Origin of the sequence: Sphingomonas sp. Leaf32 (assembly GCF_001421765.1) — a bacterium.
Lineage (GTDB): Bacteria > Pseudomonadota > Alphaproteobacteria > Sphingomonadales > Sphingomonadaceae > Sphingomonas.
On record NZ_LMLA01000003.1, the window covers coordinates 39,481 to 63,679 of the forward strand.

The window sequence follows — 24,199 nt, forward strand, 5'->3', positions numbered from 1 at the left end:
CGGTCCATGAGCCATCTGCCAGACTCCGACCTCCACGGCTTCAAGCGCCGCGGCGTGTTGTTCGTCCTGTCTTCGCCCTCCGGTGCCGGCAAATCGACCATCGCGCGCAAGCTGCTCGCCGCCGAGGATGACTTGTCGATGTCGGTTTCGGCGACGACCCGTGCCCCCCGGCCGGGCGAGACCGATGGCAAGGAATATCATTTCGTCGATCTCGAAGAATTCCGCCGGATGGTTTCCGACCATGAGTTCCTCGAATGGGCGCATGTGTTCGACAACCGCTATGGCACGCCACGCGCACCGGTCGAGGCGATGCTGAGCGCGGGCAAGGACGTCCTGTTCGACATCGACTGGCAGGGCGCGCAGCAACTGTTCCAGATCGCCGGCGGCGACGTGGTGCGGGTGTTCATCCTGCCGCCGTCGATGGCCGAACTGCGCCAGCGGCTGGTATCGCGCAACACCGACAGCGCGGAAGTGATCGAGGGTCGGATGGCCCGCGCGGCGGCCGAGGTCAGCCACTGGGACGGCTATGACTATGTGCTGGTCAACGACGATGTCGAGGATTGCTTCCGCAAGGTGCAGACGATCCTCGCCGCCGAACGCCTGCGCCGGTCGCGGCAGACCGGGGTCATTGGGTTCATCCGCAAATTGATGCGCGGACCGGGCGAGTAGCGGGCGATCGTACTTCGTCAACCCGAGTCACGCCCGGGGTGACGGTAAGGGTGGCTACGGCTGCGCGACCTTGATCCCGGCCGCGTTCGGTGCATCGGCCGCACCGATCGGCCGTTCCGAAAATACCGGATCGCCCGGAATGGTCCCTTCATCCGCAATCCCGGCCGCGTAGGACGCGCTGGCATCGGCGCCATCGGCCTGATGCGCGCGGGGTGGCGGCAGCAGCTTCGGCCCCTCCGGCGCGCTACGCGGCGTCGATCCGCGTAGCGACAACAACATCCCCGCCGCGACGCCGATCCCGCCGAGCAGCGCGACGGTCGTCCAGGGGCGCATCTGTGCTTCGAGCGCGAGGCTCTGCTTGCGGACATACTGGTCCTGGTTCGACCGGGTGCGGCCATCGGCGCGCGGCTCGAACAGATTGTCCTTCGTGCCCGGCGCGGGCGTGGTATCGGTGGTCTGTGCCTCTTCCTTGAAGAATGCTTCCATGAAGCGGTCGGCGCTGCGCGGAAACAGGTTGCTCATCTTCGTCATTGCCATGCCGGTGCCGCCGACGGTCAGGTCGCGCTTCTGATGCGCGGCGGCGAAGCAGATCGCCTTTGCCACCAGATCAGGGTCGTAGACGACCGGGGGCACGCGCGCGGGCTGGTCCATGCGGTTGCGGGCGTGTTCGGGATAGGGGGTGTCGATCGCCGCCGGCTTGACCAACGTCACCGAGACCGGGCGGTCATCGGCTTCCATTTCCATGCGGAACGCTTCGGTAAAGCCCTGCACCGCGTGTTTCATCGCGCTGTACGCGCCCTGCACCGGAACCGAGCGGTCCGACAGGATCGAACCGATATTGACTATCGCCCCGCCGCCACGCGCGGTCAGTTCGCGGGCGGCATAAAGCGATGCGGCGACCATCGCGAAATAGCCGACGTCGAACACCCGGCGCTGTTCCTCGACGCTAGTGTCGGCCAGCCGGGCATAGAGCGCGACGGCGGCGTCGTTGACCCAGGTGTCGAACCCGCCGAACGCCTCGCGCGCCTTGGCGCCGATCCGGTCGGGTGCATCGGCGGCGGTGACGTCGATGGCGAGGTGATCGGCCTTGCCGCCGCGCAACCGGATCGCTTCCACCGCCTCGCGCAGTGCGTCTTCGTTACGGGCGACCAGCAGGACGCGGGCACCGGCCCCGGCCGCGCGGCGCGCCGTGGCGAGGCCGATGCCGGACGAGGCACCGGTGATGACGATGGTCTGTTCGGACAGCGGCTTGAGCGTGACGGCCATGATGAGACTCCCAGGGCAAACAGGTCGCGCGCCCAACGCACGGGCCGGCGCCGGGGTCCGCTAAGCTATTGCTCCAGAACGGCCATCCGCTGCGGCAGCACGGTCATCACCGCCCGGCGCGCATCGCTGTCGATCGATGTCCAGCGTGCGATCTCGTCACGGGTTCGTCCGCAGCCGAGGCACCAGCCGGTGTCGGTATCGATCGAACAGACCAGCGTGCACGGACTTTCGATCGCCTGCACGGCGACCGTTTCGAACTGGTCGTCGCCCATCGGATCAGCCGGGGATGCGGACGTTCAGGAAGGCGGGGAAGGGGCCGTTCCATGCGCCGTCCTCGACCGCGTCCTGCTGGACATAGCGGGCGGGGCGCTCGTCGCGGCGTTGATCGTACCGGTCGTCCGACCGCTCTTCGCGTTCGCGGCGCGGGCGGCGTTCCTCGCGTGTGGTGGGACGTTCCTCACGCGTGGCAGGGGCCGGGCGTTCGTCGCGTTCCGGGCGAGGCGCACGGGTCGGCTGTGCTTCCGCCTCGACGACGGCGGCGGCGGCGGGGCGGCGGCGGCCACGACGCGGGGCTTCCTCGACCGGTGCGGCCTCCGGCTCGGCGATGTCCTCTACCGGCGCGCCGCCGAGGTCGAGGACCGGAATCTTCTGTCCGGTCAGCTTTTCGATATTGGCGATATTTTCGGCATCGTCGGGCGTCACCAACGTATAGGCGATGCCGGTCGCGCCACCGCGTCCGGTGCGGCCGATGCGGTGGACATAATCGTCCGGGTGCCAGGGTGCGTCGAAGTTGAAGACATGGCTGACGCCCTTCACGTCCAGCCCGCGCGCGGCGACGTCGGACGCGACCAGGATCGACACGTCGCCCGACTTGAAGCGTTCGAGTTCGGCGATGCGCGCCGACTGGTCCATGTCGCCATGGATTTCGGCCGAGCGGAAGCGGGCGCGCTGCAGGCTCTTGTTCAGCTCGCGCACCGTCGTCTTGCGATTGCAGAAGATGATCGCGTTGCGGACCTCTTCGGTCGCCAGCAGCTGGCGCAGCACGTCGCGCTTCTTCGCGGCGGACACCGGCACGACATGCTGGGCGATGTTCAGGTTGGTCGATGCCGGGCGCGACACCTCGATCGTCTTGGGATTGTCGAGGAACTTGTCGGCCAGCTTCTTGATCGGCGGCGGCATGGTGGCCGAGAAGAGCAATGTCTGGCGCTGTTTCGGCAGCTTGGTGCAGATTTCCTCGATATCGGGGATGAACCCCATGTCGAGCATCCGGTCGGCTTCGTCGATGACCAGCATCGAACAGCCGGTTAGCAGAATCTTGCCGCGCGTGAACAGGTCCATCAGCCGGCCCGGCGTCGCGATCAGCACGTCGACGCCTTTTTCGAGCGCGGCGAGCTGGTCGCCCATCGACACACCACCGATCAGCAACGCCATCGACAGCTTGTGGTTGGCACCGTATTTCTCGAAATTCTCGGCGACCTGCGCGGCCAGTTCGCGCGTCGGTTCGAGGATCAGCGAACGCGGCATCCGCGCCCGGCTGCGCCCCTGCGCCAGGATGTCGATCATCGGCAGCACGAACGACGCGGTCTTGCCGGTACCGGTCTGGGCGATGGCGACCAGATCGCGCATCATCAGGACCGACGGGATCGCCGCTGCCTGGATCGGGGTGGGTTCGGTATAGCCCGAATCGTTGACGGAACGCAGCAGTTCGTCGGACAGGCCGAGATCGGCAAAGGTCATCGCGATTCCATGGCTGAGGAACGCAACAGGCCCGCGCTCCGATATATCCGATGGCCCCTCGCCAAAAACGCCCGAAAAGTCAAGGTTTCCGTGGGTCAGCGCGCCGGGACGAGCGCCCGGAACGCGGCGATGCGGCATTGGCCGCCCGAACGCGAGCGGATGACGTCGCGCGAGGCGCACATCCGGCCGTCGCCGCTGGGCTTGATATACAGGCCCGACACGAAATCGAGCGAGGGACAATCGTCGGCCAGCCGGGCGCGGATGCGGCCGCCGGTGCTGAGCAGCAGGTCGACGCTGTCGGTGCGGTTGATGGTCACCGCCGCCAGGTTTTGGAGCGGCACGCAGCGGTCGGTACGCTTTTCGACCCACTGGATCGGGGGCAGGGCGCGCGGCGCGCTGTAGGCGGCGGGGGCGAAGGGCGCACGGGGCACGCGCAGGATGATCCGCTGCACCCGCACCTCGGTGCGGATCGTGGTCGTTGCCGGTGGCGTCTCCACGGGGCGCCGCTGTGCCGCACCCGGCAGGGCGAGCAGGAGCAACATCATGGTCGCTGCGGAAAGCGGCAGGGCGGTCACGCGGAGATCATCCTATGATGAGATTTAACCTCAGATGAACTGGCGGCAAGGGGCGGCGGGATGCTAACCCGTTAGGATGACGTTGCCTGCCATCGCCGCCATGATCGCCGACGCCCGCAGCGCGTTCGGCGACCGGATCGTTACCACCGACGCCGACCGGATCGCGCCGTGGCTGACCGACTGGCGCGGGCGGTATCGCGGGACCAGCGCCGCGCTGTTCGAGCCGGCGGATACGCGCCAGGTCGCGGCGCTGGTCACGCTGGCCGGACGGCACGGCGTCGCGCTGGTGCCGCAGGGGGGCAATACGTCGATGGTCGGCGGGGCGACGCCGCCGGCCGACGGTTCGGCGGTGCTGCTGTCGCTCCGCCGGCTGAACCGCATTCGCCACATCGGCGAGGGGCAGGCGGTGGCGGAGGCTGGTGTTATCCTGCAAACTCTGCACGAGGCCGCCGCCGCTGTGCGGCAGCGCTTTCCCCTCACCCTCGGCGCGCGGGGGAGCGCTACGATCGGCGGCCTCACTGCGACCAATGCCGGGGGTACGCAGGTGCTGCGCTGGGGCAATATGCGGCGGCTGGTGCTGGGCGTCGAGGCGGTGCTGCCGGATGGGAGCGTGCATGACGGCCTTGCCGCGCTGCCCAAGGACAATCGCGGCTATGACCTGACGCAATTGCTGGTCGGGGCGGAGGGGACACTGGGCATCGTAACCGCCGTCACGCTGAAGCTGGTCCCGGCGGTCGCGGAGCGGGCGGTGGCATGGGTCGGGATCGCCGATCCGCAGGCGGGGCTGAACCTGTTGCGACGGATGCAGGCGGCGACCGACCGGATCGAGAGTTTCGAGATCATCCCCGCCGATACGCTGGCGCTGGCGGTCGCGCATGTGCCCGGCGCCCGCACGCCGCTGTCGGGCGAGTATCCGTGGCAGTTGCTGATCGAGGCGGTGGCCGCCCCCGGCCAATCGCCGCCGGGGCCGCTGTTGGAGGAATTGCTGGCAGACGGCATTGAGGCCGGGCTCGTCGCCGATGCCGTGCTGGCGATCAGCGAGACGCAGGCGGAGGCGTTCTGGACGCTGCGCGATTCGCTGTCGGCGGCGGAGAAGTCGACCGGGCCAGCGGTCCAGCACGACATTTCGGTGCCGGTCGCCGCCATGCCGCGCTTCATGGTCGAGGCTGCGCGGGCGGCGGAGGCGCGCTTTCCGGGGAGCCATGCCACCGCCTTCGGCCATCTGGGCGACGGCAATGTCCATTTCCACGTTCGCGCCCCCGCAGGCGTCGATCCGGCACGCTGGTATGCCGAGGATGCGCCGGTCGTCACCCGCTTCGTCCACGATGCGGTGACGGCGGCGGGCGGATCGATCTCCGCCGAACATGGCATCGGGCAGATGAAGCTCGGCGAACTGGAACGGCTCGGCCCGCCCGCGCGGCTGGCGGCGCTGCGCGCGATCAAGCGCGGGCTGGACCCCGACAACCTGTTCAATCCCGGCAAACTCGTATCGCTTGCGCCCCGCATCGCCAATCCATAGACACGGCCCTTGAGGCTCGCCCGGGGGGGCGGCCGCCCGGCAAGGTATCGCCGGGCCGACCATAGAGTATCTGGAGACCCTGAAATGGCCAGCGCGCCACAGAATCAATCGCTTCCGCTGTTCTACAACCAGCTTGAACCGCTTTCGAGCCAGACCCATGCCGACTGGAAGGTCCGCGCGAGCGAGACCGCACCGTTCCTGGTCGGCCAGCACGCCATCCCCGTGACCGTCGAGGAATTCCCGATGGTGCAGCGCCGGATGCCGATCGTCTTCTCGGTCGGGGACGATCCCGTGCCGCTGGCGCTGATGGGCCTGAACGAAGGCGTCAACACCTTCATGGACGATGAGGGCCGGCTGATCGACCCGGAAACCTATATCCCGGCCTATATCCGCCGCTATCCCTATCTGCTCGCCCGGCTGCGTCCCGATTCGGAGGACCTGTCGCTGTGCTTCGACCCGACGTCGGACGTCGTCGGCCCGTTCGAAGATGGCGAGCGGCTGTTCGATGGCGACCAGCCGAGCGAGGTGACCAAGCAGATCCTCGCCTTCAACGAGCAGTTCGAGCAGGCCGGGCAGCGCACCGGCATGTTCATGAAGGAGATCAAGGACCTGGGCCTGTTGATGGACGGCGAAGTCGCGATCCAGCAGGAAGGCAACGACCAGCCCTTCATCTATCGCGGGTTCCAGATGGTGTCCGAGGAAAAGCTGAACGAACTGCGTGGCGATCAACTGCGCAAGATGCAGCAGTCGGGAATGCTCCCGCTGATCTTCGCGCACCTGTTCTCGCTGTCGCTGATGCGTGACGTGTTCGCGCGCCAGATGCGCCAGGGCAAGGTGCAGCCGCAGCCGGTCGCGGTGCCGACCTTCTGATGGTGACCCGGCCGATCCACGCCCGGCGCTATTCGCGCGGCGCGATCCTGTTCCATTGGGTGATCGCCGTGCTGGTGCTGGTCAATCTGTGGATCGGCCTGATCGGCGGGTCGATGTCGGCGCACAAGGCGATCGGCATCACCGTGCTGGCCCTGACGCTCGGCCGGATCGGCTGGCGGCTGGGCCATGCCCCGCCGCCGCTTCCGCCCGAAATGCCGGGTTGGGAGCGGATGGCGGCCAAGGCGTCGCACCTGCTGTTCTACGTCCTGCTGCTCGTCGTTCCGCTCAGCGGATGGGCGATGGCGTCGGGTGCCAAGCGGTATCCGCTCGACTGGTTCGGGCTGTTCCCGATCCCCTATCTGCCGATTTCGCCCTCGGCGGCGCATCTGGGGCATGAACTGCACGAGGTCGTCGGATTCGCAATGGCCGGGCTGGTCGCGCTGCATGTCGCCGCCGCGCTGCGGCATCATTTCCTGCTGCGCGACGGGGTGTTGTTGCGGATGCTCCCGGGTGGTCGCGGGGTCCGCTGACGCGCCGTTGCGATAAAGTCACGGTCAACCGTAAAATGGGTCTTGAACCCGTCCGACCTGCTCCCTAGATTGTTCTTACACGGTTCGATGTCCCCCCTTTCGTTGGACCGTGCGGCGCGTTTCACGCGCCTCCTCCCTGAACCTTGGCCACTCCGTGCACCGCACGGGGTGGCTTTTTTCTGGGGGCTATTCCGCTGCGATGCGGTGGGTGGTGGCCAGCGCGGCGGCGGCCAGCGCATCGATCGCCGCGCGGACCCAGCCAGCGGTCGTGGCGAGGCCGCTGCCCGGCCGATCGAGCTGGTCGTCCAGATACAGGCTGCGATCGATTTCCAGTTGCAGCGCATGGATGCCGGCGCGCGGGCGGGCATGGCTGGCGAGGATATGTCCGCCGGCATAGGGATGGTTGACCGCCAGCCGCAGCCCGGCCGCCCGCACGACCGCGGCGGCCGTATCGGTGAAGAGCGTCGCACCGCTATGCCCATGGCGGTTCCCCAGCACGACCTGCGCTGCTGAAACACCGGGCAGGGGCGGCATCGAATGCAGGTCGAGCAGCAGCGCGATGCCGAACCGGGCATGGGCCGCGCCCAGCGCGGCGGCAAGCGCGGCGTGATAGGGCGCATGATCCTCCGCGATCCGCGCCACGACCTCCGCATCGCTCAGCTTGCGCCGCCACATATTTTCCGCACCGCCCGCCCGGCGGGGGATCAGCCCGATGCCGCTGCGCACCTTGTCCGACGCCTGCGCGGCGAACGCGCGCGGATCGGCTCCGGCATCGACCTGGGGATCGCGGTCGCGCACCGGCGATCGGTTGAGGTCGATCCAGCCGCGCGCCCGGCGGGCGACGAACATCGTCTCCTCGCCCGCGGCCAGCCGTGCGACCGCGTCGACATGGCGGTCCTCCAGCGTCGTCAGCCGGGCGATGGGCACGGTCAGCAACGTCTGCATCGCTTCGGGATATTCGCGCCCGGCATGGGGCACCGACACCACCACCGGCGACAACGGTTCGTCCGGTCCGTACCGGTCGAACGAGGGCGGGGCGGGGGTTGCTTCCATCGGTCGCAAAGGATCACGCCCCGTCGCGCTTGTCGAGCGTCCGGCTGGAAAATGTTAACCGTCACCGGCATAGAAAAGGGGCCTGCATCGAAGGGAGTCGGATGTTCAGAATCTTGCTGGCCGAGGACGATCAGGTGATGCGCGAATATCTCACGCGCGCGCTGGAACGTGCCGGCTATTTCGTCAGCGCGGTGGACCGGGGCACGGCGGCGATCCCGTTGCTGCAGACCGAATCGTTCGACCTGTTGCTGACCGACATCGTGATGCCCGAGATGGACGGGATCGAACTGGCGCAGCGCGCCGGGGAAATGGTGCCCGACCTGCGCGTGATGTTCATCACCGGCTTTGCCGCGGTCACGCTGAAGGCCGGGCGGCAGGTGCCGCACGCCCGTATCCTGTCCAAGCCGTTCCACCTGCGCGAGCTGGTGGCGGAGGTGGATCGGTTGTTCGAGGGAGAAAGAATCCCGACCAGCAATTAGGGGCTTGTCAGGCGGAATCGGCGCGGCTAACAGCGCGTCTCCGGTTTCGCTCCCCTCTCCGGAAGGAAGCGCCGGGCGCGTAGCTCAGTGGTAGAGCACTGTGTTGACATCGCAGGGGTCGCAAGTTCAATCCTTGCCGCGCCCACCACTTAGAAAACCCCGTCAGTCCGTTGGATTGGCGGGGTTTTTGCTGTCCGGGCTCAGTTTCGACCATTGCGTGAACCGGTGGCTGCGATAGCTTCGCGTCATCGGATCGAATGGGGGACGGATATGCGCGGCAGAACTTTTATCGGCGTTGCTGCATTAGCGTCGATCGCGGTGCCGGTTGCCGCGCAGACGCAGGTCGAACCGGTCGAGGAAGTGTCGGTCGATCAACTCCAGCAGCGGATGCAATCGGGCGCGACCAGCAGCGTGGCGCTCACCCAAGCCTATCTGGCCCGGATCGCGGCGATCGATCGACAGGGGCCGACCTTGCGCAGCGTGATCGCGACCAATCCCGATGCGCTGGCACAGGCCAAGGCGCTGGACGACGAGCGTCGCGCGGGGCGGGTGCGGGGGCCGCTGCACGGCGTGCCGGTGCTCATCAAGGACAATATCGAAACCGCCGACCCCATCGCGACCACCGCCGGCAGTTTGGCGCTGAAGGACAATATCACCCGCCGCGATGCGCCGGTCGTCGCCTATCTGCGCCGTGCCGGGGCGGTGATCCTGGGCAAGACCAATTTGTCGGAATGGGCCAATATCCGCTCCACCCGGTCGATGAGCGGGTGGAGCGCGGTCGGCGGGCTGGTGCGCAACCCGTATGCGCTCGACCGGACCGCCTGCGGATCGTCGTCAGGATCGGGCGCGGCGATCGCGGCCAGCCTGGCAGTGGTGGCGGTCGGGACCGAGACCGACGGATCGGTGGTGTGTCCGTCGTCGATCAACGGGCTGGTGGGGTTCAAGCCGACACTGGGTCTGGTCAGTCGCAGCCGGATCGTGCCGATCAGCCATAGCCAGGACACGCCCGGGCCGATGGGGCGATCGGTCCGCGACGTCGCGCTGCTGCTGTCGGCGATGGCCGGACCCGATCCGACCGATGCCGCCACAGCGCGGGCGGTGGTGCGGGACTATGCGGCTGGTCTGTCGGCACGGGCGCTGGCGGGCAAGCGCGTGGGGGTTATCCGTCCGGCGGGAATGCCGGCGGCGCTGGCCGAACGGTTCGACGCCGCGCTGAAGGTCCTGCGGGCGGCCGGCGCGACGCTGGTCGAGGTGACGCCGCCCAAGCTCGACGGGCTGGGCGAGGCGGAATTGCTGGTGCTCAAGACCGAACTGAAGGCCGATCTCGACGCCTATCTCGCCACCACGCCCGCCGAGGTGAAGGCGCGGACGCTGGAACAGGTCATTGCCTTCAACCGTGCGAATGCCGCTGCCGAGATGCCATTCTTCGGGCAGGAATTGTTCGAGGCGGCGGTGCAGACCAGGGGGCTGGCCGATCCGGCCTATCGCGCCGCGCGCGCGACCTCGCTGCGACTGGCGGGGCGCGAGGGGATCGATGCGATGCTGAAGACGGCGCGTGCCGACCTGCTGGTCGAGCCGACCTATGCCGCCGCGTGGCTGAGCGATCCGGTCTATGGCGACCAATATGGCGGACCGTCGGCGTCGGAACTGCCGGCGGTGGCCGGCTATCCGCATCTGACCGTGCCGATGGGGCTGATGCAGGGGTTGCCGGTTGGGCTGTCGTTCATCGGCACCGCCGGCACCGATGCGGCGATCTTGTCGGCCGGCTATGCCTATGAGCAGCGGGCGACGGCGCGGGTTGCGCCGCGCTATCTGCCGCAGGCGGTCGCGCCGGGGCTGGAGGGCGCCCGGCGCTGACCACGCTTCGGGATTATGCTCATCGTCACTCCCGCGCAGGCGGGAGTCCATATGCGCTAGCGTCGTGCTTCTCGCCAGGACGTTGGCGTCTATGGATTCCCGCCTACGCGGGAATGGCGAAGGTAGTTGATGTCTCTACTATCGCGGCAACCGGGCAATGGCGGCCGCTTGATCCGCTACCAGACGGATCGTCGTGTCGCCGGTGAAAATGCCGTACCAGCCCTGCGGTTCGTGGGGCGGGTCGCCCATGTACTGCCGGTCGCCTTCGGCGAAACGATAGTCTGGATGCTGCGCGCGCGCCTCGCCATTCCATGCCCAGAAATTGGTGCCGACGATCGGCCCGCCTTCGGTCATGCTTTTCAGCGCAGCGGTATAGATGCGGCCGTAGAAGCGATCCTTGTAGGTCGTCGCCACGGCGGGATCGTTGCTGCCGCCGTCGCGCGGATAGCCGAACTCCTCGATCACCATCGGCTTGCCCAGCTGCTTCGCCAGCGCGACGTGGTCGGCGATATATTTGTCCGTCAACATTTCCCCCCTTGCGGCGGTGTTGGCGAGGTCGGTCTGTTTTACCCAGTCCCAGTTGTTCGGCCAGATGTGTACGGTCAGATAGTCGATTTCGGGAATGGCATGTTCGGCCAGCACGATGTCGGCACGCTCGAGGCCACCCTTCAGCCCCTCGCTGCCGGTTGAGACGAGGTGGTTGGGATCGATCGACTTGATGAGCTGCGCGCTGGCACGGACCCAGGCGTAGAATTGCGGCAGGTTGGCGTGCGCAACGTCGCCCGACGGGCGCGGTTCGTTCGACAGCTGCCACGCCATGATCGCGGGATCGTCGGCATAGCGGATGCCGGTCACGCTGTTGGTGCGGCCGACGACCGCGCTAATCCAGTCGCGATACAGCTCCATCGCCCGCTGGTTGCCATAGAATTGCGCGTTGTAGTTGGCGAATTCCGGCCATGGATGCGCCGGATCGTTCATGTTGAGATACTGGCCGCCGTTGACGTAGGACAGGTACGTCATCATGCCACCCGACCATTCCCAGAAATTGGTCAGGTAGAGCACCGCCCGCATCCCCCGCTTGGCCATTTCGGCCAGCGCATAGTCGAGCCCGGCGAGCAGCGTCTGGTTGTAATCCTTGCCCGGGCCGCGAAAGCCCGGCTTGATCGAATTCTTGAGCGGTCCTTCCTCGGCCGAGGCCAGCACGCGCAGATTGGTGACGCCCATCGCCGCCAGCGCGTCCAGTTCGCGCCCCAGTCGCGCCCGGTCGCCATAAGGCGCGTCGGCGCCCAGATAGGCGGCATACCAGATGTTCGCGCCGGCAAAGCGGTACGGTTCGTTGCCGACCATCAGGCGCGCGCCTTCGCGTCGGACGAACGCGCGGTTCGTGGCGGCCGGCGCGGTCGCGACCGGCGGCGTCAGGGTGCATCCCGCCAGCAGGGCGGACGTGCCGAGGAATGTGCGTCGAGCGATGGTGGTCATCAGGTCCCCTTCCTGCGCGCTGGTCCGATGCCGGCGCGTCCTTGTTCCAGTCGATGGTGGTAGCTTGGGCGGGGAGTGTCATCGCTGTCAACGACAATATTGATATTTGTTTTCCCAATTGCCGGATGCGTTCGATGCACAAGAAAAAGGGGCCGCAACCAGTTGGTTGCGACCCCATGAGAAGGTGATGTCCGGTTCGGAGATCAGAGCGTAAGGCGCGCCGTCAGCTGGAACTGGCGATCGCTCTTGAAGTAGGAGCGCGGCGCTTCCTGGCCGTCGCGGTTCAACACGAACGTCGTCCGCGTCGTCGCGTCGAGAAGGTTCTGGACCTGTACGCCGATCTTGAACTGCTTGTTGACCGTGTAGAACAGCGATGCGTCCATCTGCCCGGTTGCCAGTGCATAGACCGGCAGGAACGGGAAGCAGCAGTCGCGGTTGGTCAGCAGATACTTCGAACGCCAGCTATACGCCACGCGGGCATAGACGCCGGCGAGGTCGTAGAAGGCCGAGACGTTGAAGTTGTACTTCGACAGCTGCGACAGCGGCAGGTTGTCGTACAGCCCCGCCACGTCGAGCGGCGGACGGTTGCCGTCCTCGGGCCGGTTGTCCGGCACCGCGTTCGGGATCTTGCCCGCATCGATGTAGGTGAAGGTGGCCTGCGTCCCGAGGCCGCGCAGTGCGCCCGGCAGGAAGTCGTAGGTCTGCTGGTATGACAGTTCCGCACCCTTGATGTCGGCCTTGCCCGGCACGTTGACCGGACCGTTGATCGTCGCGGCAAAGGTCTGGCCGTTGTTGGTGAAGCTGCGGCTATACCCGAAATTGTCGAGGATGATGTTGGACAACTGCTTGTAGAACAGCGCTGCGGTCAGCGAGCCGACCTTGGCGAAATACCATTCGGCGGTCACGTCGACCTGCTTGGCATCGATCGGCTTGAGGAAAGGGTTCCGCGAATTGGCGCTGAAGCCGTAGATCCCGGTCGTGTTCGCCGACGACGGGGTCAGCCCGACGAAGTTGCGCAGGTCGGTGAAGCCCGGACGCGAGATCGCCTTCGATGCCGCGAGGCGGAACAGCAGCTGCGAATTCGGCTGGAACTTGATGTTCAGGCTGGGCAGCCATTTGTCGAACGACTGTGTCGCCACGCCGGTCGCGTTGCCGCTGTTCGAGAAGGCGACGATCGCCGCCTGCTGGGCCGCAGACACCGTACAGATCGGGCGAACCGTATTGTTGGTGTTCGGGCTGGCGCAGAATGCCGCGACGGTCGGGAAACCGCCCAGCGTGTTGGCGATGTTCGGGAAAGTGGTGCCGCCGAACGACTGGTCTTCCGTATGGACGAAGCGCACGCCGATGTTACCCGACATATTGCCTTCGCCACCGCCAAGGCCGTCGACGCCGAAGTCCAGACGGGCATAGCCCGAATAGGTCTTTTCGGTGATGCGATAGACCTCGCTCGGACGGAAGAAGCCGTCGACCAGGTCGGTGCCGCGGTCTTCGAGCGGGGTATAGCCGCCGCCGCCCTGGCGGGTGGCGGTGCGCAGCAGCGCGGTCAGCGCGTCGTGGTTGGTCAGGATGCCGTCCTGAATGCCCCAGACCACCGGCGGCTGGACCGCTTCGCCACGATAGAAGTCGGCGAAGTTCACCGGCGTCATGCTGTCGCGATAGCGGTCGACCGTGGCAAGGCCCGAGGTCCAGGTGTCCGACACCGCGCCCCAGTTGTTGTAGTCGTTGGCCTTCACCGTCTGGTCACGGGTGGTGTAGCGGCCACCGACGCGCACCTTGCGCAGGAACGAATCGTCCGACACGTCATATTGCGCATCGGCGCGGAACGCCCATTCGTCGCCGTCGCTGTGCGTGCGGTTGTTCATCGCGTCGCGGATGAAGGTGTTGGTCTGGCTGGCGAAATACGGGCCGACCGCCTGGTTGCCCGGCGGGACCAGCGTGATCTGCGGCACGTTGCCGCGCCCGTCGATCCGCACGCCGCTGAACGTCGACAGTTCGACCACGTCGTCCGAATCGCGCGCCTTCGAATAGACATACTGCCCGTCGAAGTTCAGGTGCAGGCGGTCGGTCGGGTCCCACTTGACGTTCAGCGACTGGTCCTGCGTGAACCCGTCGGTCTGGAAATAGCGGTTGCCGAGCGTCGTGTACTGCCCGCCGAACTGCTTGATGAGCGTCCCGCTGGTGAACAGGCCGTCGTCGCTATAGGTCGGCTGGCTGAAATTCTGCCCGGCGACCGGCGCGAACGAGTTGTAGCCCTGCGGGAAGATCTGGTTCGCATCGCCATAATAGACGTTGGGTTCGACGGTGCGGTCGAGCCAGCTCTGCGACGATTCGGCACGCAGGAACTGCGCGGTGACCAACAGGCTGCGCGAGGCGTTCTCATACTGCGCGGCGCCCGAATAGCCGACGCGCTTGCGGTCGAACTCCTGCATACGCATACCGGCGCCCAGCGGCACATACACGAAGTCGCGGCCCGATGGCACCGGATAGCGGTCCCACAGCGTCGACTGGTACGGCGTGCCCGGGTTCAGAACGCGGCCTTCGCCATTGTCCTGCACGCCGTTGCTGTTCTTGTCGTCATTGTAGCGCGGCAGGAACGACGAGTAGAACACCGAGTCCGACCGGCTGCGCTGGCGGTTGTAGCTGCCGCTGGCCATGATGCCGAAACGGCCGCCGTTGTTCAGGTCCCACTGCTTCGAGAACAGGCCGACCACTGCCGGCTCGCTGCGGCCGTTATAGTCGCCATAGTTCACGCTGGCCGACAGATAGACCAGCGTTTCCTTGGTATCGAACGGCTTGCGGGTGTTGATGTTGACCGAACCCGAGATGCCGCCTTCGATCATGTCGGCGGTCAGGTTCTTGTACACCTCGACCGAGCCGACCAGTTCGGTCGGCACGTCGTTGAAGCCGATCTCGCGACCGCCGCTGACGCCGAAGCTGTCGCGTCCGTTGAACTCGCCGCGGACATACGACAGGCCGCGGATGGTGACGCCCGATCCTTCGACCGAGAAGTGCGCGGTGTCGGTCGCGGCGGCGAAGCGGGTGATCGCTACGCCGGGGACGCGCTGCAGCGCTTCGTTGACCGAACGGTCGGGAAGGGCGCCGATATCCTCGGCGGTGATGGCGTCGACAACGGTGTCAGCATTGCGCTTGATCGACTGCGCATTCGCCAGCGATTGACGCAGACCGGTGACAACGATGTCAGCTCCGTCCGTCGTATCGGCCGCCGGGGTCTGAAGGTCCGACGCCGTCACGTTCGACTGCTCGACGCTGCCCTGGTTTTCGATCGACAGGCTGCCCGACACGGGACGCTTGCCGGCGCTGCTGCCGGCCGGGACGCCATCGGTCTGCGGGGCGGTTTCGGTCTGCGGCTTCGACGTGTCGTCGCGTGATGCCGGCGCGACCGTCGTCTGTGCCATGGCACCCGTCGCTGCCAGCTGTGCCGCGACCGTCAGTGCGAGCAACGATGCCGTTGCACCCAGCCGCTTGCGCGCGTTAAAACCGTCCATAGCCGTCTGCTTATGGCGTACCACCATCACGCTTCCTCCCCTTGGTCCCCTGTCGGACCCGTTCAACAACCTCGCCATCGCGGGTTATCGTCCCGGTAAAACTCCGGCTTCAGCAACACAACAGAAATATGATAAATCAATTTCCCTATTCTGCGATCCTTGGCCAAGTGTGGCTGCGCGGTGACAGATAGAGTGACGGGGAGCGGATGACGGAACAGGCACAAGGGGTCCGCGTCGTCGTCGTGGGCGGCGGTACGGCAGGATGGATGACGGCGGCCGGGCTGGTCGGGCTGTTGCCGGCGGCGTGCAGCGTCACGTTGGTCGAATCCGAGTCGATCGGCATCGTCGGCGTGGGCGAGGCGACCTTGCCGCATTTGCGCCTCTACCTCGAACGCCTGGGCATTGACGAAGCGGCGTTCATGGCCGCGACCGAGGCGACCTATAAGCTCGGCATCGAGTTTCGCGACTTCGGCGCGATCGGCGACCGGTACATCCATCCGTTCGGCACCTATGGCCGTCCCCTGGGCGGGGTGGCGTTCCATCATTATTGGCTGCGCCGCGCGGCGGCAGGGGCGATGCCGCCGATCGGCGCCTTTTCCGCCGGGGTGACCGCCGCCGAGCAGCGCCGGTTCGAACGGCCGGGCAGCGATCCCCATGATCCGACGACCTCGTTCGGCTATGCCTATCAATTCGATGCGACCCGGTTCGCGCCGTTCCTGCGCGACTGGTCGGAGGCGCGCGGGGCCACCCGGATCGAAGGGCGGATCGTCGCCGTAGAGCGCGCGGGCGATACGGTGCGGTCGGTGACGCTGGACGACGGGCAGCGGATCGAGGGCGACCTGTTCGTCGACTGCTCCGGCTTCCGGTCGCTGTTGCTGGGCGATTCGCTGGGCGAGCCGTGGGAGGACTGGTCGCACTGGCTGCCGTGCGACCGGGCGGTGGCGGTGCCGTGCGCCAGCCCGGAGGGCGTGATCGAACCCTATACCCGCGCGACGGCGATGCCGGCGGGGTGGCGCTGGCGCATTCCGCTCCGGCACCGGGTGGGCAACGGCTATGTCTATGCCAGTGGCCATGTGTCCGACGACGAAGCCGCCGCGGCGTTGCTCGCCGGGCTGGATGGGGAAGCGCTGGCCGATCCGCGCTTCCTGCGGTTTCGCGCGGGGCGGCGCCGGCGCAGCTGGGCGGGGAATGTGGTGGCGGTGGGCCTGGCGTCGGGGTTTCTCGAACCGCTCGAATCGACCAGCATCTATCTGGTGCAGGCGGCGATCACCGCGTTGATCGAACATTTTCCCGACGGGCGGGTGGCGGATGTCGATCGCGACGGGTTCAATGCGGCGATCGATGCCGAATATGACCGCATCCGCGACTTCCTGATCCTCCATTACCATGCGACGACCCGCGACGATTCGCCGTTCTGGAACCATGTGCGGACGATGGCGATTCCGGAGACGCTGGCCGATAAGCTGGCGCTGTGGCGGGGCAGTGCGCAGGTGTCGAAATACAGCCACGGCCTGTTCCTCGAACCCAGCTGGGTCGCGGTATATCTGGGGCAGCGGGTGGTGCCCGACGGGTGGGACCCGCGCGCCGACCTGCCCGACGCCGCCGGGCTGGACCGCGCGCTGGGATCGCTCGCCTGGGCGATCGCCGACCGGGTGGCGGCGATGCCGACCCATGATGCGGCGCTGGAGCGGTTGGCATGAACGCGCGCACGGCATTGCGATCGGTCGCGGTCGTCGGTGGTGGTCCGGTCGCGTTGATGAGCGCGGTGGCGCTTCAACAGGCATTGCCGGGTGCCGGCGTAACGCTGGTCCCCGCGCCGGTGCCCGCCGACGCGCTGGCCGACCGGTTTCCGCTGGCGCTGCCCGCCGTGCATGACGTGCTGGCGCGGGTCGGGATGGCGCCGGACCTGCTGCTGGCGCGCGGGGTGGCACGGCCGCGTTACGCCAGCGTGTTTGCCGACTGGAGCCGCGACGGTTCGGACTGGATGGTCGGTGACGATGCCGCCGCGACGCTGGCCGAAGGGCGGCTGTCCGCGCTCTGGCTGCGCGCGCGCGACGCTCGGGAACGGGTGCCGCCGTTCCACGCGCTCAACCCCGGCTGTGTCGCGGCGGCGGCGGGGATCGCCGATCCGCGCGTCGAGCCGGCGCTGCACCTCGACCCCGCGCGCCTGGCGCAGGCACTGGCGTCGATCGGCGGGCAGGCCGGCGTGCGCTTCGCCGCGCCCTTTGCCGGGATCGGGCCGGACGGTGCGATCCGGCTGCAGGACGGCACGCGGGTCGAGGCCGACCTGATGGTCGATGCCAGCGGCCCGGCGCGACTTTTGAGCGGAGCGGGAACGTTCGAAGATTGGCGCGACGCGCTGCCGTGCGACCGCGTGTCGTTCGGCGCGGCGGAGGAGGACCCCGGCACCTGCGACCGCTACCGCGCGACGGCGCAGGGCTGGCAGGCGACATGGCCGGGCGTGCGGGTCGTGGCCGGTGGCGAGGGGACCGCCATCGCGCCCGGTCGCGTGGCCGAAGCCTTTGCCGGGCGGGTCGTCGTGCTGGGCGATGCGGCGGTGCAGCCGGGGCCGCTCGGCCGCGCGAGCTTCACCCTCGCGCTGGGGCAACTGGCGCTGCTGCTCGAACTGCTGCCCGCCCGCGACCCCGAACCGCTGTTGCAGGCCGAATATAACCGCCGCGCAGGGTTGCAGGCCGACCGGATGCGCGACTTCCTGGGCCTGCATTACCGTGGCGGCGGTCGGATGCAGGGGCCGTTCTGGCACCGTCTGCGGACCGTCACCCGCCCGGCGTCGCTCGACCGGCTGCTGGCGCAGTTCGCGCGGCGGGGTCAGGTGGTGCCGGCCGACGAGGAACTGGTGCAGCGTGACGCGTGGACGGCGGTGCTGCTGGGGCAGGGGATGGTCCCCGAGCGCCCCGATCCGATCGTGCTGTCGGTCGCGCCCGCGCAGGCCGCCCGCCTGCTGAACGATCTTGCCACCCGTCTTGCCGCACTGGATTATCCCGCATGACCGACCGCCGTATCGCCCAAGTCGTCATCGTCGGCGGGGGCACCGCCGGGTGGATGACCGCCGCCGCCGCCGGCCGCTTCCTCGACGACGGACAGCGCCGCATCACCCTGGTCGAATCCGACGCCATCGGCACCGTCGGCGTGGGCGAGGCGACGATCCCGTCGATCCTGAACTTCAACAAGCTGCTCGGCATCGACGAGGCGGAGTTCCTGCGCGAGACGAAGGGCAGCTTCAAGCTGGGCATCGAGTTCGCCGGCTGGCACCGTCCCGACAGCGGCTATTTCCATCCCTTCGGCAGCTTCGGCCGCGATATCGAGGGGATCAATTTCCACCAGCTCTGGCTGAAGCTGCGCGGGGAGGCGGGGATCGGCCCGATCGCCGATTATTCGCCGAGCATCGTCGCCGCGCGCGCCGCCGCGTTCGGGCCGCCGGTCGGCGATCCGCGCTCGCCTTTGTCGGGCATGGCCTATGCCTATCATATCGACGCGACGCTCTATGCCGCGTTCCTGCGTCGCCGGGCCGAGGCCAATGGCGTCGCGCGGGTCGAAGGCCGGATCGTCGCGGTCGAGCGCGCCGACAACGGCCATGTCGCTGCGGTGGTGCTGGACGATGGCCGCCGGGTCGAAGGCGACCTGTTCATCGATTGCTCGGGCTTTCGCTCGCTGTTGCTCGGCGACACGATGGGGGTCGGGTTCGAGGACTGGTCGCACTGGCTGCCGTGCGACCGGGCGATCGCGGTGCCGACACAGCGGACCGAGCCGGTGCTGCCCTATACCCGCGCGACGGCGCATCAGGCGGGGTGGCAATGGCGCATCCCGCTGCAACATCGCACCGGCAACGGCGTCGTCTATTGCAGCCGCTTCCTCGACGACGACGCGGCTGAGAAGCTGCTGCTGTCCCGTCTCGATTCCGTAGCCACCGCAGCTCCCCGCCGCCTGTCGTTCAAGGCGGGGCAGCGGGAACGGATGTGGGAGGGCAATGTCGTCGCCATCGGCCTGTCGGGCGGGTTCCTAGAACCGCTCGAATCGACCAGCATCCATTTGATCCAGCAGGGGATTTCGAAGCTGTTCGCGCTGTTCCCCGACCGCGATTTCTCCCGCGTGGAGCGGGACGAATATAACCGGCAGATGGCGGACAACTATCGATCGATCCGCGACTTCATCATCCTGCATTACCACGCCACCGCGCGCGACGATTCGCCGTTCTGGGACCATGTTCGCACGATGGAGGTGCCCGACAGCCTGACGCGCAAGCTGGACCTGTTCCGCCACAAGGGGCGGATATTCCGCTATGAGGACGAGCTGTTCGCCACGCCGAGCTGGGTCGCGGTGTTGCTGGGGCAGGGGGTCGATCCGGTCGGGTATGATCCGGTCGCCGATGCGCTGGACGAGGCGCGGCTGGCCGGTGCGCTCCGGCAGATGCGGGGCGCGACGCAGGCGGCGGTCGCCGAGCTGCCGCCGCATGGGGCGGTGCTGGCACGGCTGGGGTGAACTGCTACCACCTTCGTCACTCCCGCGCAGGCGGGAGTCCATATGCGCTGACGACGGGGATCAAGCCGGATCGGCAGCGTTTATGGATTCCCGCCTGCGCGGGAATGACGTTGGTGTTTCTCAACCCCCCAGCATCTGCCGCAGATAGCCCCGAATGCGCGCATCCCGTTCCGGGCCGGGCGCGCCCAGTATCCCGCGCGCCGCGACCGGCAAATGGTCGGCCACCGCCGGGGCATCGTCGCCGAACACATAATGGTCGAACCACGTCCTTAGCGCCGCGCGTTCCGCCGCCGGCCGGTCGCGCACCGCGAGGATGGCGTGGACCAGCGCCAGGAACGGCGCATCGGACGTGCCGCGCGTCCACCAATAATTGACCAGTACGTTCAACGCGCCGGTCGCCCGAATTTCATGCCACCACAGGGTCGGGATCAGCACCGCGTCGCCCGGCCCCAGATCGGCGACGATCGCATGGGCCTGCGCCTCGGCAAAGCGCGGGAAGCGCGTCGGGTCGGGGCGTTCGATGTCGACCATCGTCGCCGGCTGTCCCGCCATCGTGACGTCGAGCGGGCCGATATAGAGGTTGGCGACCTGTTCGGGTGGGAACAGCACCACCCGCCGCCGCCCGGCGACGACCACCGCCACGTTGCTCGCCATGTCGAAATGCGCCGACACGCGGCTGCCATTGCCGATCCACAGCCGCGCGGTCGCATCGCCGGTCGGCAGCGGCAGGACGTTGTCGCGGGTCCAGCCCGGAAAATGGTCCTTCGCCGCGCTGGCCCCGGCGTAGAAGGCGGGCGGCACGTCCTCGGCCGCCGCCTTGTGCAGCGCGTCGAGCAGCACGGGCAGCGGGATGTTGCCGCGTTCGAAATTGAACCCGCGCATATCGTCGCGGTAGAAGAAGCGCCCGTCGATCGCTGGCGGACCAGCGAACAGCCCCAGCGGCCGTCCGCCGTCGAAGCGCCGCAGATAGGCCGCCATCGCCGCGTGCCCCTGCGCCCCCGCCGCAACCGCCGGCCAGTCGGCGACCAGCCCGCGCAACACCACCGGACGCGCGGCGTCGAGCAGTGCGTCGAACCCGGCGGCATCGTGCGGGATCGCCGCTTCGGTGACGCGCGGCGCGTTGTCGATCCAGTCGCTCATGGTCTGTTTCCGTCGCTCGTCTTTTCGCTGGACCAGGCGTGCGTGCCAGCTATGGCCGGCAAAATACACCGTTTTCGTGCGCGACCGGTGCGCGCGGGCATAAGGAGAAGCCGATGGTTCCGTCCCTGTTGCGTGCGGGTCTGCCGCTGATGCTGGTATCCGCTGCGGTCGCCGTTCCGGCACAGACGCCGGCCGACATCGGCCTTCGCCCGCTGCCCGCCGATGCCGCGCCCGGCCGCGCGCTGCCGCTGCGCATCAGTGGCCGGGTGGCGGCGGGCGAGGGCGACCTGTCGCGCTATCGCCGGCAATGGCCGGGCACCTATTTCGAGGGCAGCTTTCAGGGGAAGGCGGTCGATGTCGCGGTCGGACCGGGCGAGGTGTCGCTGCGTGTCCGGATCGACGATGCTGCCCCGGTCGCGCTGGTCCGCCCGGCACCCGGCCGCTACCGGCTGACCGCGCCCAATGCCGGCCGGCACCGGGTCCGCGTCGATGTGGTCAGCGAATCGCAGGCCGGGGCGACCGCGTTCGGCGGGCTGTTCGTACCTGCCGGATCGACCCCGCTCGCCGCCCCGGCCGCCCTGCCGCGCGCGATCGAATTCATCGGCGATTCGCACACCGTCGGCTATGGCAACACCTCGACCAGCCGCGACTGTACCGAAGGGCAGGTGTGGGAGACGACCGACACGTCGCAGGGGGTCGCCGGGCAATTGTCGCGCCGTTATAACGCGGCGTACCGCGTCAACGCTATTTCCGGCCGGGGCATCGTGCGCAACTATGGCGGGTTCGCCGCGCCGACCGTGCCCGAAGCCTATCCCTATGCGCTGTTCGACGGCAAGACGCCCGCGAACGATGCCGGGTGGCAGCCGCAGGTGATCGTCATTTCGCTCGGCACCAACGACTTCACCACGCCGCTGAAGCCCGAGGAACGCTGGAAGAGCCGCGACGCACTCCATGCCGATTACGAGGCGCGCTATGTCCGCTTCGTGCAGGACTTGCGGCGGCGCAGCCCGCGCGCGTTCTTCGTGCTGTGGGCGACCGACCTGGCCGATGGCGAGATCGCGCGCGAAGTGGCGAAGGTCGGCGACCGGCTGCGCGCAGGGGGCGAAACCCGCTTCGCCATCGTGCCGATGACGGGCCTGAGCTTCGGCGGGTGCCATTTCCACCCGAACGTCGCCGATGACGTGAAGATCGCCGCCGCGATCGGCAAGGTGATCGACGGGCGCAAGGGGGTTTGGGGACGGTGAACGGACGCCCGATCGTCATTCCCGCGAAGGCGGGAATCCATAGACCCTGACGGTTCGGCTCGATCCGCGACGCCAGCGTATATGGACTCCCGCCTTCGCGGGAGTGACGAATGGAGTATTCCGCCCCTACGGATTCAGCCGCACCATCGCCACGCCGTGCGGTGCGACGTCCGCGCTGTAGCGTCCCGACAACCGCCCCAGATCCTTGTGCGCCCACAGGTCGCGGCCCTTCAGCCGGGTCGCGGCCGGCAGGCCGAGCGTCGTCCAGTCGGCGGTGATCCGTGCCGGCGTCTCGCCCCGGTTCCACAGCAGCAGCGTGCGCCCGCCATCGGCCATCTGCTTCACCCACACCTCGCTGGTGCCGTCGCGCGCGACGCGGTGTCCCTGGCTGCCCAGCTTGTCCTGGTCGACCGCGATCACCTCGCGGTTGAGCAGGATGTCGCGCGTCGCCTGGTTCATGGTGGCGACGTCGTTGCCCGCGATCAGCGGCGCGGCCATCATCGCCCAGAGCGAGAAATGCGCGCGATATTCGGTGTCGTTCAACCCGCCATTGCCGACCTCCAGCATGTCCGGGTCGTTCCAGTGCCCCGGCCCGGCATAGGGCCACAGCGGTTCGTTCAGGTCGACGATCGACGCGACACCCCAGCTATAGCTGTACTTGCCGATCCATTTGTCGGTGATGTCGCCGGTGGTGCGCCACATGTTGCCGATCTTCGACGCCCACAGCCACGGCTTCGAATTGCCCCATTCGCACAGGGAGAACAGGATCGGCCGTCCGCTGGCCTTCAGCGCATCGGCCATGGTGGCATAGGCTTCCTCGGCATTGCGGACGCCGGTCGAGCACCAGTCGTATTTCAGATAGTCGACACCCCAGCGGGCATATTGGATCGCGTCCTGGTATTCGTGCCCCTGACTGCCGGGGCGACCGCCGCAGGTCTTGGTGCCCGCATCCGAATAGATGCCGAACTTCAGCCCCCTCGAATGGATATAGTCGCTCAGCGCCTTCAGGCCGCTGGGGAAACGCTGCCGGTCCTCGGTGATGAAGCCGTTGGCGTCGCGGGCGCCGTGCCAGCAATCGTCGATGACGACATATTCATACCCGGCGGCCTTCATGCCGTTCGACGCGATGGCATCGGCGGTGGCGCGGATGACGCCTTCGTTCACGTTGCAGGCGAACTTGTTCCAGCTGTTCCACCCCATCGGCGGCGTCTGCGCCAAGCCGTTGGCGACGCGCTTGGGGTCCTTGGACGGGGCCAGCGTGTTGGGATCGGTGTCCAGCACCTCCTGCGCCGCGACCGGCTGGATGGCGCACAGCCCTGCGCAAAGCGTTGCGACGATGGTCGAAAAACGTGCCGGCATGTGCTCTCCCCGACCGGACCAATGTCGCCCGGCTTTATACAAGCAATTTATCTTATTAATATGACTGCGTTGTCAACCGGATGACACCGGTCATTCGGGCGGGTCGATCCCGAACAGGTGGTCGACCAGCCGCTGCACCATCGGCACGACCAGCAGCGACGCGGGAAGCGCAGTCATGAAGCCGATCGGCGCGCCCTGTGCGAACGCGCTCCAAAATCCCGCTGGCCCGACCCGCACCAATGCGCTGACCGCACCGATCAGCGAGGAGAAGATCAGCGCGTTGATGACCGAGGACGTCAGGCGATAGCGGAAGCGCGACCGGACCTTCACCGTCTCTTGCGCGCGTGTCCTTTGGGAAGCGTCGTTCATCGCCTCCAAGCGGACGATAGGACCCAAGGTTCCGACGATTGCCCGCT

Annotated in this window: 20 protein-coding genes and 1 tRNA gene; 11 read left to right on the plus strand and 10 right to left on the minus strand. The window is 67.4% G+C overall.

From position 1 onward, the window contains the following. The first annotated feature begins 6 nt into the window (after positions 1-6). On the plus strand, positions 7-669 hold the full coding sequence (gene gmk, locus ASE83_RS06250; protein ID WP_055786435.1) for a guanylate kinase: 663 nt from the start codon (positions 7-9) through the stop codon (positions 667-669). A gap of 54 nt (positions 670-723) precedes the next feature. Here gmk and ASE83_RS06255 read toward each other — a convergent pair whose 3' ends face one another. The 4 genes from ASE83_RS06255 to ASE83_RS06270 all read right to left on the minus strand — a co-directional run bounded on the left by ASE83_RS06255 (position 724) and on the right by ASE83_RS06270 (position 4,247). Next, entirely contained in the window at positions 724-1,935 is a 1,212-nt protein-coding gene (locus tag ASE83_RS06255) for an SDR family oxidoreductase (RefSeq protein ID WP_055786432.1), read from the minus strand. Between the two features lie 65 nt (positions 1,936-2,000). Beyond that, entirely contained in the window at positions 2,001-2,207 is a 207-nt protein-coding gene (locus ASE83_RS06260; protein ID WP_055786429.1) for a DUF1289 domain-containing protein, read from the minus strand. Between the two features lie 4 nt (positions 2,208-2,211). Continuing rightward, positions 2,212-3,672: a DEAD/DEAH box helicase gene (locus tag ASE83_RS06265; RefSeq protein WP_055786425.1), complete on the minus strand. Its 1,461-nt coding sequence runs from the start codon at positions 3,670-3,672 to the stop codon at positions 2,212-2,214. Between the two features lie 95 nt (positions 3,673-3,767). Further along, entirely contained in the window at positions 3,768-4,247 is a 480-nt protein-coding gene (locus ASE83_RS06270; protein ID WP_162237160.1) for a hypothetical protein, read from the minus strand. Positions 4,248-4,323: 76 nt separating this feature from the next. On the opposite strand from ASE83_RS06270, the gene ASE83_RS06275 reads away from it, so the two are divergent. From ASE83_RS06275 to ASE83_RS06285, 3 genes are all read left to right on the plus strand, one after another. Further along, complete coding sequence (locus tag ASE83_RS06275) at positions 4,324-5,766, plus strand: FAD-binding oxidoreductase (protein ID WP_055786419.1); 1,443 nt, start codon at positions 4,324-4,326, stop codon at positions 5,764-5,766. Between the two features lie 84 nt (positions 5,767-5,850). Next, positions 5,851-6,636: a SapC family protein gene (locus ASE83_RS06280; RefSeq protein WP_055786414.1), complete on the plus strand. Its 786-nt coding sequence runs from the start codon at positions 5,851-5,853 to the stop codon at positions 6,634-6,636. After that, entirely contained in the window at positions 6,636-7,166 is a 531-nt protein-coding gene (locus ASE83_RS06285; RefSeq protein WP_055786411.1) for a cytochrome b, read from the plus strand. Before ASE83_RS06280 ends, ASE83_RS06285 begins: the two co-directional genes overlap by 1 nt. A 186-nt stretch (positions 7,167-7,352) precedes the next feature. Here ASE83_RS06285 and ASE83_RS06290 read toward each other — a convergent pair whose 3' ends face one another. Next, positions 7,353-8,219, minus strand: coding sequence for an N-formylglutamate amidohydrolase (locus ASE83_RS06290; protein ID WP_055786409.1), 867 nt, complete (start codon positions 8,217-8,219; stop codon positions 7,353-7,355). Positions 8,220-8,320: 101 nt separating this feature from the next. On the opposite strand from ASE83_RS06290, the gene cpdR reads away from it, so the two are divergent. The 3 genes from cpdR to ASE83_RS06305 all read left to right on the plus strand — a co-directional run bounded on the left by cpdR (position 8,321) and on the right by ASE83_RS06305 (position 10,555). Continuing rightward, a complete protein-coding gene (gene cpdR, locus ASE83_RS06295; RefSeq protein ID WP_055761907.1) occupies positions 8,321-8,698 on the plus strand; it encodes a cell cycle two-component system response regulator CpdR in 378 nt (125 codons plus the stop codon). Between the two features lie 73 nt (positions 8,699-8,771). Beyond that, positions 8,772-8,846, plus strand: a tRNA-Val gene (locus ASE83_RS06300). 122 nt (positions 8,847-8,968) lie between these two features. Beyond that, a complete protein-coding gene (locus ASE83_RS06305; protein WP_055786407.1) occupies positions 8,969-10,555 on the plus strand; it encodes an amidase in 1,587 nt (528 codons plus the stop codon). Positions 10,556-10,693: 138 nt separating this feature from the next. On the opposite strand, the gene ASE83_RS06310 is transcribed toward ASE83_RS06305, so the two are convergent. Further along, positions 10,694-12,034 carry a glycoside hydrolase 5 family protein gene (locus tag ASE83_RS06310; protein ID WP_055786405.1) on the minus strand — a complete coding sequence of 447 codons (1,341 nt, stop codon included), beginning with the start codon at positions 12,032-12,034 and terminating at the stop codon, positions 10,694-10,696. A gap of 203 nt (positions 12,035-12,237) precedes the next feature. Next, positions 12,238-15,567 (minus strand): TonB-dependent receptor, encoded by a 3,330-nt coding sequence (locus tag ASE83_RS06315; protein WP_162236594.1) that lies wholly within the window; start codon positions 15,565-15,567, stop codon positions 12,238-12,240. A 179-nt stretch (positions 15,568-15,746) separates the two neighbouring features. On the opposite strand from ASE83_RS06315, the gene ASE83_RS06320 reads away from it, so the two are divergent. Genes ASE83_RS06320 through ASE83_RS06330 form a run of 3 tightly spaced genes read left to right on the plus strand, consistent with a single transcriptional unit; the run spans position 15,747 to position 20,040 of the window. Continuing rightward, a complete protein-coding gene (locus tag ASE83_RS06320; RefSeq protein WP_055786397.1) occupies positions 15,747-17,240 on the plus strand; it encodes a tryptophan halogenase family protein in 1,494 nt (497 codons plus the stop codon). Further along, positions 17,237-18,550, plus strand: coding sequence for a tryptophan 7-halogenase (locus ASE83_RS06325; RefSeq protein ID WP_055786394.1), 1,314 nt, complete (start codon positions 17,237-17,239; stop codon positions 18,548-18,550). The genes ASE83_RS06320 and ASE83_RS06325 overlap by 4 nt, the downstream gene beginning before the upstream one ends. Then, the gene (locus ASE83_RS06330) at positions 18,547-20,040 is read left to right on the plus strand and encodes a tryptophan halogenase family protein (RefSeq protein ID WP_055786390.1); all 1,494 of its coding nucleotides are present in this window, start codon (positions 18,547-18,549) and stop codon (positions 20,038-20,040) included. Before ASE83_RS06325 ends, ASE83_RS06330 begins: the two co-directional genes overlap by 4 nt. Before the next feature lie 120 nt (positions 20,041-20,160). Here ASE83_RS06330 and ASE83_RS06335 read toward each other — a convergent pair whose 3' ends face one another. Beyond that, on the minus strand, positions 20,161-21,180 hold the full coding sequence (locus ASE83_RS06335) for a cupin-like domain-containing protein (RefSeq protein WP_082443157.1): 1,020 nt from the start codon (positions 21,178-21,180) through the stop codon (positions 20,161-20,163). Between the two features lie 113 nt (positions 21,181-21,293). On the opposite strand from ASE83_RS06335, the gene ASE83_RS06340 reads away from it, so the two are divergent. Further along, the gene (locus ASE83_RS06340; RefSeq protein ID WP_082443168.1) at positions 21,294-22,424 is read left to right on the plus strand and encodes an SGNH/GDSL hydrolase family protein; all 1,131 of its coding nucleotides are present in this window, start codon (positions 21,294-21,296) and stop codon (positions 22,422-22,424) included. A gap of 126 nt (positions 22,425-22,550) precedes the next feature. Here ASE83_RS06340 and ASE83_RS06345 read toward each other — a convergent pair whose 3' ends face one another. Then, on the minus strand, positions 22,551-23,783 hold the full coding sequence (locus ASE83_RS06345; RefSeq protein WP_082443158.1) for a glycoside hydrolase family 27 protein: 1,233 nt from the start codon (positions 23,781-23,783) through the stop codon (positions 22,551-22,553). A 90-nt stretch (positions 23,784-23,873) separates the two neighbouring features. After that, a complete protein-coding gene (locus ASE83_RS06350) occupies positions 23,874-24,152 on the minus strand; it encodes a DUF2798 domain-containing protein (RefSeq protein WP_082443159.1) in 279 nt (92 codons plus the stop codon). Positions 24,153-24,199 lie beyond the last annotated feature (47 nt).

Coding starts and splice junctions, on each gene's coding strand:
- gmk (WP_055786435.1), top strand. CDS start 7: ATGAGCCATCTGCCAGACTCCGACCTCCACGGCTTCAAGCGCCGCGGC.
- ASE83_RS06255 (WP_055786432.1), bottom strand. CDS start 1,935: ATGGCCGTCACGCTCAAGCCGCTGTCCGAACAGACCATCGTCATCACC.
- ASE83_RS06260 (WP_055786429.1), bottom strand. CDS start 2,207: ATGGGCGACGACCAGTTCGAAACGGTCGCCGTGCAGGCGATCGAAAGT.
- ASE83_RS06265 (WP_055786425.1), bottom strand. CDS start 3,672: ATGACCTTTGCCGATCTCGGCCTGTCCGACGAACTGCTGCGTTCCGTC.
- ASE83_RS06275 (WP_055786419.1), top strand. CDS start 4,324: ATGACGTTGCCTGCCATCGCCGCCATGATCGCCGACGCCCGCAGCGCG.
- ASE83_RS06280 (WP_055786414.1), top strand. CDS start 5,851: ATGGCCAGCGCGCCACAGAATCAATCGCTTCCGCTGTTCTACAACCAG.
- ASE83_RS06285 (WP_055786411.1), top strand. CDS start 6,636: ATGGTGACCCGGCCGATCCACGCCCGGCGCTATTCGCGCGGCGCGATC.
- ASE83_RS06290 (WP_055786409.1), bottom strand. CDS start 8,219: ATGGAAGCAACCCCCGCCCCGCCCTCGTTCGACCGGTACGGACCGGAC.
- cpdR (WP_055761907.1), top strand. CDS start 8,321: ATGTTCAGAATCTTGCTGGCCGAGGACGATCAGGTGATGCGCGAATAT.
- ASE83_RS06305 (WP_055786407.1), top strand. CDS start 8,969: ATGCGCGGCAGAACTTTTATCGGCGTTGCTGCATTAGCGTCGATCGCG.
- ASE83_RS06310 (WP_055786405.1), bottom strand. CDS start 12,034: ATGACCACCATCGCTCGACGCACATTCCTCGGCACGTCCGCCCTGCTG.
- ASE83_RS06315 (WP_162236594.1), bottom strand. CDS start 15,567: ATGGTGGTACGCCATAAGCAGACGGCTATGGACGGTTTTAACGCGCGC.
- ASE83_RS06320 (WP_055786397.1), top strand. CDS start 15,747: ATGACGGAACAGGCACAAGGGGTCCGCGTCGTCGTCGTGGGCGGCGGT.
- ASE83_RS06325 (WP_055786394.1), top strand. CDS start 17,237: ATGAACGCGCGCACGGCATTGCGATCGGTCGCGGTCGTCGGTGGTGGT.
- ASE83_RS06330 (WP_055786390.1), top strand. CDS start 18,547: ATGACCGACCGCCGTATCGCCCAAGTCGTCATCGTCGGCGGGGGCACC.
- ASE83_RS06335 (WP_082443157.1), bottom strand. CDS start 21,180: ATGAGCGACTGGATCGACAACGCGCCGCGCGTCACCGAAGCGGCGATC.
- ASE83_RS06340 (WP_082443168.1), top strand. CDS start 21,294: ATGGTTCCGTCCCTGTTGCGTGCGGGTCTGCCGCTGATGCTGGTATCC.
- ASE83_RS06345 (WP_082443158.1), bottom strand. CDS start 23,783: ATGCCGGCACGTTTTTCGACCATCGTCGCAACGCTTTGCGCAGGGCTG.
- ASE83_RS06350 (WP_082443159.1), bottom strand. CDS start 24,152: ATGAACGACGCTTCCCAAAGGACACGCGCGCAAGAGACGGTGAAGGTC.